Annotated in this window: 10 protein-coding genes; 5 read left to right on the top strand and 5 right to left on the bottom strand. The window is 60.9% G+C overall.

The genetic code is table 11. The features are described 5' to 3' along the window. Positions 1–12: 12 nt before the first annotated feature. Complete coding sequence (locus ACZ6ZO_RS11140; RefSeq protein WP_182386816.1) at positions 13–3,411, bottom strand: pyruvate carboxylase; 3,399 nt, start codon at positions 3,409–3,411, stop codon at positions 13–15. 115 nt (positions 3,412–3,526) lie between these two features. Here ACZ6ZO_RS11140 and ACZ6ZO_RS11145 point away from each other — a divergent pair, with 115 nt between their 5' ends. Next, complete coding sequence (locus tag ACZ6ZO_RS11145; RefSeq protein WP_465292664.1) at positions 3,527–3,949, top strand: hypothetical protein; 423 nt, start codon at positions 3,527–3,529, stop codon at positions 3,947–3,949. Here the strand turns inward: ACZ6ZO_RS11145 and ACZ6ZO_RS11150 are convergent, their stop codons facing one another. Together ACZ6ZO_RS11150 and ACZ6ZO_RS11155 are read right to left on the bottom strand one after the other, a co-directional pair. Further along, on the bottom strand, positions 3,950–5,329 hold the full coding sequence (locus ACZ6ZO_RS11150; protein ID WP_182386818.1) for an NAD(P)H-quinone dehydrogenase: 1,380 nt from the start codon (positions 5,327–5,329) through the stop codon (positions 3,950–3,952). It abuts the gene before it with no gap. Between the two features lie 38 nt (positions 5,330–5,367). Beyond that, on the bottom strand, positions 5,368–6,558 hold the full coding sequence (locus tag ACZ6ZO_RS11155) for an amidohydrolase (protein WP_182386819.1): 1,191 nt from the start codon (positions 6,556–6,558) through the stop codon (positions 5,368–5,370). A gap of 52 nt (positions 6,559–6,610) precedes the next feature. On the opposite strand from ACZ6ZO_RS11155, the gene ACZ6ZO_RS11160 reads away from it, so the two are divergent. Next, positions 6,611–8,173: a phospho-sugar mutase gene (locus ACZ6ZO_RS11160; RefSeq protein WP_465292667.1), complete on the top strand. Its 1,563-nt coding sequence runs from the start codon at positions 6,611–6,613 to the stop codon at positions 8,171–8,173. 76 nt (positions 8,174–8,249) lie between these two features. On the opposite strand, the gene upp is transcribed toward ACZ6ZO_RS11160, so the two are convergent. After that, positions 8,250–8,885 (bottom strand): uracil phosphoribosyltransferase, encoded by a 636-nt coding sequence (upp, locus tag ACZ6ZO_RS11165; RefSeq protein ID WP_182386821.1) that lies wholly within the window; start codon positions 8,883–8,885, stop codon positions 8,250–8,252. 58 nt (positions 8,886–8,943) lie between these two features. On the opposite strand from upp, the gene ACZ6ZO_RS11170 reads away from it, so the two are divergent. The 3 genes from ACZ6ZO_RS11170 to ACZ6ZO_RS11180 are packed head-to-tail and all read left to right on the top strand — an operon-like array spanning position 8,944 to position 11,315. Next, entirely contained in the window at positions 8,944–9,213 is a 270-nt protein-coding gene (locus ACZ6ZO_RS11170; RefSeq protein WP_182386822.1) for a hypothetical protein, read from the top strand. Beyond that, entirely contained in the window at positions 9,210–10,067 is an 858-nt protein-coding gene (locus ACZ6ZO_RS11175; protein WP_182386823.1) for a C40 family peptidase, read from the top strand. Before ACZ6ZO_RS11170 ends, ACZ6ZO_RS11175 begins: the two co-directional genes overlap by 4 nt. Positions 10,068–10,088: 21 nt before the next feature. After that, positions 10,089–11,315, top strand: a complete 1,227-nt coding sequence (locus ACZ6ZO_RS11180) for a hypothetical protein (RefSeq protein WP_465292670.1) — start codon at positions 10,089–10,091, stop codon at positions 11,313–11,315. 3 nt (positions 11,316–11,318) lie between these two features. Here ACZ6ZO_RS11180 and ACZ6ZO_RS11185 read toward each other — a convergent pair whose 3' ends face one another. Beyond that, positions 11,319–12,212: a hypothetical protein gene (locus ACZ6ZO_RS11185; protein ID WP_465292672.1), complete on the bottom strand. Its 894-nt coding sequence runs from the start codon at positions 12,210–12,212 to the stop codon at positions 11,319–11,321. Positions 12,213–12,215: the final 3 nt, after the last annotated feature.

The following is a 12,215-nucleotide window of genomic DNA, read 5'->3' on the forward strand; positions in this document are numbered from 1 at the left end:
GCGGCGAATGAGTTACTGGATGACCAGCAGCAAGTCGCCACCTTCCACCTTAGTTGGCTGCTGCAGCACGAGGCGCTCGACGACGCCGTCGATAGGCGCGGTGATGGTCGCTTCCATCTTCATTGCCTCGATCACCGCAACTGGGTCGCCGGCGGAGACCTTGTCACCAACCTTAGCGGTGACGGTGACGGCGCCAGCAAACGGTGCAGCAACATGCCCTGCCACGGTTGGGTCTGCCTTCTCTGCTGCTGCTACCACGGACTCGACATTGCGGTCGCGCACTTCCATTGGGCGCACCTGGCCGTTGACGGTGAGCATGACCTTGCGCATGCCCTTCTCGTCTGGCTCGGAGATTGCGTCCAGGCGAACGAGCAGCACCTTCTTGTTGGCAAGGTGAATGGTGGTTTCCTGACCTGGCACCAGGCCGTAAATGAACTCCTGGTCTTCCAGAATGGAGGTATCCCCGAACAAGCGGCGGTGTTCTGCGAACTCAGCCGCTGGCTTGGGGAAGAGCAGCCGGTCGAGCGCGCCGCGGCGTTCCTTGCCAGGGGAATCCAGCAGCTTAGCTTCTTCGGCAGGGATTTCTACCGCACCTGCTGCTGGGGCGCGTCCTTCCAGAGCGCGTTCCCGCAGCAGCGGCCAGCCGCCTGGAGGGGTCCCCAGGTCACCGCGGAGGAATCCGATGACGGAGTCAGGGATGTCGAATCGCTGTGGGTCGCGCGCGAATTCCTCTGGGGATACCCCCATGCCCACCAGGTGCAGGGCGAGGTCGCCAACCACCTTTGACGACGGCGTCACCTTGGTCGGGCGGCCCAGGATCTCGTTCACACCCGCGTAGGCATCCTCGATGAGTTCAAAGCGGTCCGCCAGACCCAGCGCCACTGCCTGTGCACGGAGGTTGGACAGCTGTCCGCCGGGGATTTCGTGGCGGTAGACGCGGCCAGTCGGGCCAGGGGTTCCGGATTCGAACGGTGCGTAAATCTGACGCACTGCTTCCCAGTATGGTTCCAGGTCGCAGACAGCCTTGAGGGACAGCCCGGTGTCGCGTTCAGTGTGGGCGAACGCTGCAACAAGCGCGGACATGGATGGCTGCGAGGTGGTGCCGGACAGTGGTGCAGACGCCACATCCACGATGTCTGCCCCGGCTTCAGCGGCTGCCAGGTAGGTGGCTAGCTGGCCACCGGCGGTGTCGTGCGTGTGGACGTGGACTGGCAGATCGAAGCGTTCGCGGAGCGCGCGCACCAGCTTCGCAGCTGCGGCCGGGCGCAGCAGGCCGGCCATATCCTTGATGGCCAGGACGTGGGCCCCGGTCGCAACGATCTCTTCGGCTAGGCGCAGGTAGTAGTCCAGCGTGTAGATCTTCTCGTGCGGATCCAGCAGGTTTCCGGAGTATGCCATCGCCACTTCCGCCACGGCAGTATCGGTGGCCAGTACGGCGTCGATTGCTGGGCGCATCTGGGAGACGTCGTTGAGGGCGTCGAAGATGCGGAAGATGTCCACGCCCGAGGCGGTGGCTTCGTCAACGAAGGCGGTAGCTACTGCATCTGGGTAGGCCGTGTATCCGACGGTGTTGCGGCCACGCAGCAGCATCTGGATTGGCACGTTCGGCATTGCTCGACGCAGCAGGTCAAGGCGCTCCCAAGGGTCTTCGTGCAGGAAACGCATGGCAACGTCGTAGGTGGCGCCGCCCCAGGCTTCAACGGAGAAGAGGTTAGGGGTCAGTCGTGCGACGGCACCTGCGGCGTCGACAAGCGCCTTGGTGCGGACACGAGTAGCCAGCAGCGATTGGTGCGCGTCACGGAAAGTGGTGTCAGTAACGGCCAGGCCTTCCTTGGCGCGGATCTGCTCGGCGAAGGCGCGGGGCCCAAGTTTAAGCAGCTCATCGCGGGTGCCGGTTGGCATCGAGGCAGGCAGTGCAGGCAGCTTATCGACGGCCCGTACCGTCACACGTGGTTCACCGTTCGGACGGTTCACCGTCACATCGGCCAGGTAGTCCAAGATTCGGCCGGCCTCGTCGTCAGCAGGGGGTGCTGACAGCAGCCATGGGTGGTCTTGGATGAAGGAGGTGGCAACGCGCTTTTCCGTGAAGTCCGGTTCGCGCAGCAGGGCGCGGAGGAATCCGATGTTGGTGGCGACGCCCGAGATGTGGAACTCGTTGAGGGCGCGCTGCGCGCGAGCCACGGCGGTGGCAAAAGTCGCGCCACGGCAGGTCATCTTCACCAGCATGGAGTCAAAGTGTGCGGTGATCTCGCCACCGAGCATCGCAGCGCCGTCCAGACGCACGCCAGCGCCGCCTGGGCTACGGTATGCGGTGATCGTTCCGGTATCTGGGCGGAATCCGTTACCTGGGTCTTCAGTGGTAATACGGCACTGCAGTGCAGCCCCGTGGGTTTCGATCGCGTCCTGGGTAAGGCCGAGATCCGGCAGCGAAGCGCCAGCAGCAATCTGCATTTGAGACTTCACCAGGTCTACCTGCGTGACTTCCTCAGTCACGGTGTGCTCAACCTGGATACGCGGGTTCATTTCGATGAACACGTGGTTTCCCTGTTCGTCCACCAGGAACTCCACGGTGCCCGCACCTCGGTAGCCGATGTGCTTACAGAACTTCACCGCGTCTTCACAAATGCGATCCCGCAGCTCAGGGTCCAGATGCTGCGCAGGAGCGATCTCGACAACCTTCTGGTGGCGACGCTGCAGGGAACAGTCACGCTCAAACAGGTGGATGACATTGCCGTACTTATCGGCCAGGATCTGCACCTCAATGTGCTGCGGGTTAATGACAGCACGCTCAATGTACACGCGCGGATCACCGAAGGCAGACTCGGCCTCGCGGGAGGCCTCAGCAGCGAGCTCTGGCAGCTTCTCAGCCGATGGAATGAAGCGCATACCGCGGCCACCGCCACCTGCAACAGCCTTCACAAAGAGCGGGTACGTTTGGCCCTCAGCCTGACGAACCAACTCATCAACGTCGGCAGAAGGAGTGGACTCATCGAGCGTCGGCAAGCCAGCTTCGCGCGCAGCGGTGACAGCCGCGGATTTATCGCCGGTTAGGTCAAGCACCTCTGGGGTCGGGCCGATGAAGGTAATGCCGTTTTCTGCACACTCGCGAGCAAGCTGGGCGTTCTCAGACAGGAACCCATAGCCGGGGTAGACGGCATCGGCACCCGATTCTTTGGCAGCCCGCAGGATCTCATCGATATTGAGATATGCCTTGACCGGAGAGCCTTCCGTGCCGACCCGGATCGCTTCGGAAGCGAAGGCGCGGTGGAAAGAGTTTCGGTCTTCAACGGGAAAGATGGCGACGGTTTCCGCGCCAATCTCATAGGCGGCACGGAACGCGCGCACGGCAATTTCGCCGCGGTTAGCCACCAAAACTTTATTGAAGCTGGCGCTTGAACGCTGGGGTGTCATGCATTAACCTTTCAGGATTTTTGGCGTGACAGTGATCACTGTGTGACCATCGTAACCCAGACCACTTGCATGCTTACAATCTCGTTTACAAGATTCGCAGACTAGGGTGTGAAAGGTGACAAAATGTAACCGGGCAATCGTCGTGATCGCAGCCCTCACCCTGAGCGCATGTAGCTCGGGTCAGCCACACGACGCTCTCGCACGCCTCAAACCGGAACCAGGCCCCACCATCACACTTCCTGCCAGTGAGCTCGTCGCCGAGGACGCACAACAGTTGCTCATCGCCTGCCCCAACGTTCCGGCCATCACGGTGACTCAAGCTGCAGGTGGCACAGTAGACCTGCCCGACGAAGGCTACGACGAGGTTCTCAATGCCTTCATCGTGATCACTTCAGACAGCGGCGTCATCACGCAGCGCTATTCCCGTGAAGAGATCGATCTGTGCACCGATGATTTCCCAGACCCCTTAACAAAGCGCGATGCGTCCACTCCCCTGACATTCGCCAAGGAAGGGACGCAATGGCGCCTAGTCGGCTAGCTAGTCCAGGTCGTCGTGTGTCACCAGCTGACGGGCAGCTTCGGTGATCGACCCGGACAAGGATGGGTAGACCGCAAAGGTACCAGCCAGATCAGCTACCGTCAGACGGTTGTTCACGGCGACGGCGATCGGCAGAATCAACTCAGATGCAGTGGGAGCCACCACGACACCGCCGATAACCTGGCCAGACGCGGTACGACAAAACAGCTTGACAAAGCCGTGGCGGATGCCGCGCATCTTTGAGCGCGCGTTGGTGGCCAGTGGCAGCAAAATGCTGCGGGCACGGACAGCACCAGACTCTACTTCCTGCTGCGTCACGCCAACCGCGGCAATCTCAGGGCGGGTAAACACTGCAGTAGCAACGGTCTTGAGGCGGATGGGGGACACACCTTCGCCCAGCGCGTGGTACATGGCGATGCGGCCCTGCATAGCTGCAACAGATGCCAGTGGGAACAGGTCGGTGCAGTCGCCAGCTGCGTAAATACCAGCGACGGAGGTGCGGGAGACACGGTCAACCTTGATGTGACCGGATGGAGCCAGCTCCACACCGACGGTCTCCAGGCCGAGGTCAGCGGTGTTAGGGACAGAGCCAACGGTCATCAACACGTGAGACCCTTCGATCTCACGGCCATCGGAAGTGCGCACCACTACCGTGTCGTCGGAAACATACTCCACTTTCTCCACACGGGCATGCTTTTCCAGGTTGACGCCCTTTTCCGCCAGCACCGTCTCGAGGACGTCGGCAGCATCGGCGTCGTCATGCGGGAGGATGCGGTCACGGGAAGCAACCATGGTGACCTTCACACCCAACTGCGCGTAGGCGGAGACGAATTCCGCACCGGTCACACCGGAACCGACCACGATGAGGTGCTCGGGAAGCTCCTTGAGGTCATAGACCTGGCGCCAGTTGAGAATACGGTTACCGTCTGGTTCTGCGCCCTTGAGCACGCGTGGCGACGCACCGGTCGCGATCAAAACGAGGTCAGTTTCCAGCAGCTCAGTGCCACCATCGTTAAGGTCGACGTGGATGTAGTGGGTGACCTGCTTGTCAGAATGGTCGTCGAAACGCGCGCGACCATTGATCACCCGGACCCCGGCGCGACTCATCTGAGCCAGGATGTCCGCGGACTGTGCCTGCGCCAAGTCCTTCACGCGCTGGTTAATCTCATCGATGTGCATCAGTTCGCGAGCGCCATCGATTTCGGTGAAGATGCCGGTAGCTGCGATGAAGGACTTCGATGGGACACAGTCAACAATGACCGCTGAACCGCCCAGCCCCTGGTCTTCCACCAAGGTGACAGAGGCCCCGTATTTTGCTCCCGCAAGAGCTGCCTCATAGCCGGCAGGGCCACCACCAATAATGACGATTCGATTGGTCACTGAATCTTCCTCCAACACTCATGTTTTAAGTTCAGGGCTTAGCTTAGCCCACCATCCGGATTATTCGCTTCATATGCAAATTTCTGCGCAATAGCTCCGAACAAGCGCACACCTACCTCGATGCACCTGGGGTCCACCACCAGGTCACCGCGATGCAGGTCATGTTTTTCTCCTACGCCGTTCCAGCAGCCCAGACGTGCCATCGCGCCAGGAATATGTTCCAGATACCATGAGAAGTCTTCTCCGCCGGAGGACTGCGGAGCCTCAACTACGCTCATCGGGTCGATAGTCCGGGCTGCCTCCACCAGCATCGCGGTGGACACATCGTCATTGACTACAGGAGGAACGCCTCGAATGTATCGGATCTCGAAGTCACACCCAGTTGGTGCCAGGATCTGCGCGATCAATTCTCGGATGAGGGGTTCAATTTTCCGCCACACCCCAATGTCAGCGGTACGGATCGTCCCCGACACCGCCCCTGTCTCGGGGATGGCGTTGGCGGCATAACCGGCGTTAATAGTGCCGAACACCATTACGGTCCCCGTGCGAGGATCCACCCGACGCGACAGCAACCCCGGCAGCTGCGTCACCAGCAGCGACAGCGCATACACCACGTCGGACGTCATGTGTGGCCGAGAAGAGTGCCCGCCGGACCCAGTCACCCGGACCTCCACAATGTCTCCTGCTGAGGTGATAGCCCCGGTGCGCGCCCCGATCAGACCGACACGCAACTTTGGTTCCGCGTGCAGGGCGAAGATCTGGTCCACCCCTTCAATGCCGCCCCAGGCGATCACTTCCTGGGCGCCCCCATCCATGACTTCTTCGGCGGGCTGGAAAATCACCCGCACGCCTGTTGTTAAGGGGTATGTCGATAGGGCAATGGCCGTCGATAAGGCAATGGCGGTGTGAACGTCGTGCCCGCAGGCGTGCATGACCCCCGGGTGGGCCGACGCGTAGGCCAATCCAGTGTGCTCCTCGATGGGCAGCGCGTCAATATCTCCCCGAAACGCAATTCGCGGACCGTCCGTGGGCCCCAAATCCACCATCAGTCCCGTCCCAGGAAACAGCTGAGGCTCGAGCCCGTGCTCTCGCAACACCTCCGCAATGTACGCTGTGGTGTCATATTCCATGTGCGAAAGCTCCGGATTACGGTGAAAATGCTCTCGCCAGGCATGCATTTGCCCCGAGTTCTCTGCCAACCACGAGTCGATGTGGGTGCGAATGGTCATGAATGTGCTTCCTCCTTCCCCGAAGTCTAGTCAAAGCGACTAAGTTGGTGATATGTCCCAGCCTCGTGAGCTTTCCTTCGGCACCGCTGGTATGCGCGCCCCTATCGGCCCGGCGCCCGACCAGATGAACGTCACCCAGATCATGCGGATCACCGCAGGACTGGCAGCGTGGCTTCAACAATCCATCGGCCAAGAGCGCAAAGCACACCCTCATGCACCGCACCTGGGACTTTTCAACCAAGAGGGCCCCTTGCAGGTAGTCGTGGGATACGACGCGCGCTACGGTTCCCCAAACTTTGCCTCCGCAGCCGCAGAAGTGTTTGCTGGGGCGGGATTCGACGTTACCCTCCTTCCCACCCCCGCCCCCACGCAATTGGTGCCCTACCTCATTCGGGCGCGCTGCCTCGACGCCGGTGTGCAGATCACGGCGTCACACAACCCGGCGGGCTACAACGGCTACAAGGTGTATCTCTCCGACGGCCGCCAGATCGATGAAACTGCAGAGCGCGCCATCGAGGACGCCATCCGGGCCGTTGGCAACCCGCTGGATATTCCCCGTGTGATGGTTCGCCCCACCACCGACCAACTGCGCCGTTACATCGACGACGTGGTGGACCTCATCGCGCCCCCGCAGGCTGATCTGCTGCGGGTCAATAACGAACGCGCCGCGCTGAAAGTCGCTTACACAGCGATGCACGGAGTGGGCGGTCGCGCCCTCACCCAAGCGCTACAAGCTGCAGGATTTGCCCGAATCTTCCCCGTCTCGGCCCAGCACTATCCCGACCCTATCTTCCCCACCGTCAATTTCCCCAACCCCGAGGAGCCCGGCGCCACCGACCTGTTGTTGGAAACAGCAGCAGCGGTGGATGCCGACCTCCTCATCGCACTTGATCCCGATGCGGACCGGTGCGCCATCGGATACCGGAAATCCGATGGCACGCACGCCATGTTGCGGGGCGACGACCTCGGTCCGCTCCTCGCCATCCGGCTCGCTCCCCACATTGACGCAACTGAGCACCCCGTGGTCGCAGCTTCCGAAGTCAGCTCCCGGCTCCTATCCCATATCGCCGCCGACCGTGGCTGGGATTACCAGGACACCTGCACCGGATTCAAACATCTGATCCGAGGCGCCGACCACTGCCCTGGCACACTCGCGTTTGCCTACGAAGAAGCCATCGGCACCGCCCCAGCGCCGCACCTCGTGGGAGACAAAGATGGCATCTCCACTGCCCTCTTCGCCTGCGACTGGGCAGCAGAGCTCAAAGCCCAAGGCCTCACGCTTGCCGACGAACTGAACTCACTCCACAAGCGCTACGGTAAATTCCTCGGCGCCCAGATCGCCGTCCGTTCCTCTGACCCGCACGGCCTGTTGCTTTCACTCCGCAGCCATACGCCAAGCACCCTGGCGGGGATCCCCGTCGAGGCACAACCGCTGGTCTGCTCAGAGGGGGTACTGTTCTCCGGCGCGGGTGTACGCGCGCTCGCCCGCACGTCGGGCACCGAAAACAAGACGAAGTTCTATTTGGAAGTCCACCGGCCGTGGGAGGCGTCCGATGCCGAGGAGCTGCTGGAGCGGTTGACGGCTGACATTGAAGAACTCGTTGCTCGGTTGTAGCCGGCCCAGATCTGAGGTTGCCGGGTTGGCAGCCTCAGATGAGGCAGCACCGGGCTGCTCAACCGACTTGCACTGACTACAGGTGGATATTTCGTGGCCCGTAGAGGCGGTCACCGGCATCGCCGAGACCGGGCACAATGTAGGCCTGCTCGTTCAGGGATGGGTCAATGGTGGCGGTGACGAGCCGGACGGGTAGCCCGGAGTTCGCGAGTGCGTCGACACCGTCTTGGGCGGAGACCATGCACACTGCGGTGATGTCGGTGGCCCCTCGTTCAGCGAGCAACCTGATGGCGTAGATGAGGGATCCGCCCGTAGCGAGCATTGGATCGACGACGAACACGGTGCGCCCAGAGAGGTCTTCTGGAAGTGCTTCGAGGTATGGCACTGGTTCGTGGGTCTCTTCGTCGCGTGCGAGGCCAATGAATCCCACCTGGGCGTCGGGGATCATGGACAGTGCGGGGTCAATCATGCCGAGCCCGGCGCGAATCACGGGGACAATGATCGGTGGGTCTAGGAGGCGGGTGCCTTGGGCAACGGCGACGGGGGTGGTGCAGTCGAAGTGTTCGACTTCCAGGTCGCGGGATGCTTCGTAAATGAGCATGGCGCCGAGATCTGCCAGCGCAGCGCGGAAAACTGCGTTGTCGCTTCGGGCGTCACGCATGATCGTGAGTCGGGATGCAGCGAGCGGATGATTGACGATGTGGATGTCCATAGAAAAAATTCTATGCCACGATGCAACCTTTTCGGGGGTTCGATCAGTCTAACTAAGTGTGAGCCTTTTATTTTTTGATCCAGTTGTTGCCCGTGAACTGTCCGATTCTGTCCGTCGATCCATTGATTTTGTTCAACCTTGCGTTGTTCGCACCACCTCGGAAGGCGCGTTTCCTAGCGCGTTGCAGAGGGCGGTGCAGCGTCTGAATACCCGCGCTGAGTACTACCAGCGGTTTCTCGACCGGGTGTCGGCTAACTCTGATCATGTTATTGATCAGGTGCGCGATGCCGATGTCACCCTCGGCTATGCCATGGAGGAACTCGGATGATTGATCTTGTAGCTCCGCTGCGTGCACTTGAGGATGTGCTTCCTGGAGAGGTCGAGCTGCACCTTGGGGGTCTTCCTGATCTCGCGGGGGCACTGCAGCTTGCCGACGCCCTGGGCGCCAATCCCGGCCCCCTTACCGAGATCCACTCTCTTCTTACTCACGACCGCGGTGTGCTTGAAAGCATTGTCTCGGCTGTTGCGCCTTCACTGTCCAGCGCTGTGCAGGATGTCGTTGGAATTGGCAGGGAGTTCCTCCAGGAAGCTGCTCAGTTGATTCCGCAGTTTCTATCGCCTGTTCCGGGGAGTCAGGAGGCGGCGTTGACGCAGCTGTCACTGCTGGCTGGCGCTGCTTTTGGTCGCGCGCGAGATCGTATTGCGCAGTTGGAGTCAGAGCTTTTACCGGCGGTCCTGCGGTTGGATGAGGTGGGTACTGCTCCACTACCTGAGTTGCCGCCGGAGATGGTTCCGGCTGCTGTTTCTAGAGCACCTGGGGGCAATGCGCAGGGCAACGCTCAGGGCGAGGCTGCGGTGCAGGCTGCATTGTCGCAGCTGGGCACACCGTATGCGTGGGGCGGGACCACTCCTGGCGTTGGTTTCGATTGCAGTGGCTTTACGCAGTGGGCGTGGCGCCAGGCTGGGGTGGAGTTGCCGCGGCTGGCTCAGGAGCAGACGATCGGGCGTCAGGTGGCGCACCATGAGCTGCAGGCTGGTGATCTAGCGGTGTGGGATGGTCACGTAGCGATGTACGACGGCCGGGGCAGCCTGATCGAGGCTGGTGACCCAGTATCGGTGAATCCATTGCGGGAAACGAACATGGGGATGGCATTTAAGGGTTATTTCAGGCCAACGGGCTGATTAACGCTAATATGTGTGCTTATGGCACAAAACCAAGGCATCCTCCCAGTTAAGATTTCCCTCACTGATGGTGATTTTTACACCTTGTGGGCTCCGAGCTGGAAAGAGCATGGCGCCGAGTGGCAAGCGTTCCTCGGTGCTGGCGAGCACGTCTTCTTCTTCGAGTCTCCGGCGCAGCTGCTGGCGTTTTTAAGGTCTGGCACGAAGCATGATTTGATGAGCCACCCGCAGTGGCGGTCGTTTGACGAGCGTGGCGTGCTGCGTGTGGTGCCTGGTAAGCGCGATTTTTATGATGTGGTGGGCGCTCCTGAGTTCTTGGCTGGTCGCCCGTCGTACGAAAATGTGTCGAAGACGGCTCGTGCTTTTGCCATCGCCCGGAGCCTAGGCTCGGTGTGCGATGTCGCTGATGTTCAGGAGTTCTTCGGCAGCTACTCCATTCTTGGCGGTGTTGAGCGAGGTTCTGATCACTTCAGCCAGGAGGCCGGAATGAGCGAGTGGTCTGCGATCGGCCGGACTGTGCTGAAGGGGTGGAACGGAGTGGTCGATGGTTTGGATGCTCTCGTGTACACCCCTGAGGTTGCGGAATCTGATGTTGCGGATGCCGCCACCGCTATTGAGGCTGCGGAGAAGGCCGCTGCCGAGGCTAAGGCACAGGCAGAGCGGGAAGCTGCTGAGGCGGAGGCTGCCCAAGATCCTTACGATGTTTCGCTGTGGGGCGTGGCCGGGATTGACCCGATCAAGATCGCGATCGATGGTCGTGTGGTCTACACCTTGCGTACTTACGTGAATCAGGCGCCGGTATTCCTGGGCCGGTTTGGTGAGATTTTCACGTTCTCTAACCCGAAGGCACTATTGCGGTGGCTGGTCGAACACGGTGATCATGACCTGGCCCGTGTGTCTACCTGGCAGGACGTGATGGACGAGGTCAATGGTGGCACCGCAGAGATCACTGTCCACCCGGTGAATGTGTACTCCTTCAATGGCCTGGTGCAGGACATCACGAAGGGCCCGAAGGACGTGGATGTGGAGCAGATGCGGCAGGCCTATGAGCTGCTTGCCGACGCCGCCGACTGGGCCGGCGATGACTCCCTGAATTCGTTGCTGCTGGCTAACCCCGGCCTGCAGGATTACATCTCTTACATGCTGGGCGCACGTTCCAGCTACATCCCATCGGCCCCGTACACTGACGAGGCGAGGGGATGGTCGGAGCTGGAGTCATCGCTGACCAAGCGTTTCAGCAAGTTCTAGGCGTTATTCCAGCCCGGTGATTCGAAGCCCGGAGTCTGCTGCTTCGTCTTCTTCGTCGTCTTCTTCGTCGTCAAGGAAATCGGTGGCTACTCCGGGCTCTGTCATGTCTGCGAACTGCTGGTATGCCGGCGCAATGACGTCGTTGAGCAGGCTACGGCGCAGCTCAATGGGGGCAAAGGCGCCTTCGATGGCGTTGACGGTGAGCTCGAACAGCTCCTCGAGCCCGTAGTCGAAACCTTCGACGAGCAGCATCATCTCGTCGGTGATGTTGTGCCCCTGCGGGTTGAGGGTGCAGGTGAACCCGAGTTGTTGTAGCAGTGGCAGTGGGTGGTCACCGATGTCGTCGATAAGCCCCGCGTCCAGGTCGGCACTCAGCGACATCTCCAGCGGCACCTCGCGATCTCGAAGATAAGCAGAGGCGGGGCCGGCGGATATTCCCTCGAGGTTGACGCTGAAGTCTTCGTAGAGGGTCAAAGCGCCACTGATGCGGTCGGTGCCGTGGGCGATGGCGAGCGGGAAATCAGCCGGGTCATCGCAGCGGAAGGATACCGGCAGGTAGGCAGCGTGGGCTTCGGCGACCTGCGCGGCAGCACGCTTATCGACGCCCACTCCCACCACTTCTTCGCCCGCAGTAGTACCAACGATTCGTGCTTCGATGCCGTGCTGGGTCCGCGCCTCTTGGATAGCGTTCGCGATCTCCTGTCGCTGCTGCTCGGTTGCGACCTCACAGCGCAGCTCCACATACACCACGTTCTCTGCGGCTAACGCAGCAAGCTGCGCGCTTACTTCCCGAGCGTCGGCGGCAATATCGTGCCGAAGGATCACCTTCGGCAGCTGCGCGACCAGCTGCCTATCCAACGCTTTGTATTCCGGTTTGATATCCAGTTCCTGTTTCATGCG

Source organism: Corynebacterium sp. NPDC104732, from assembly GCF_055583565.1.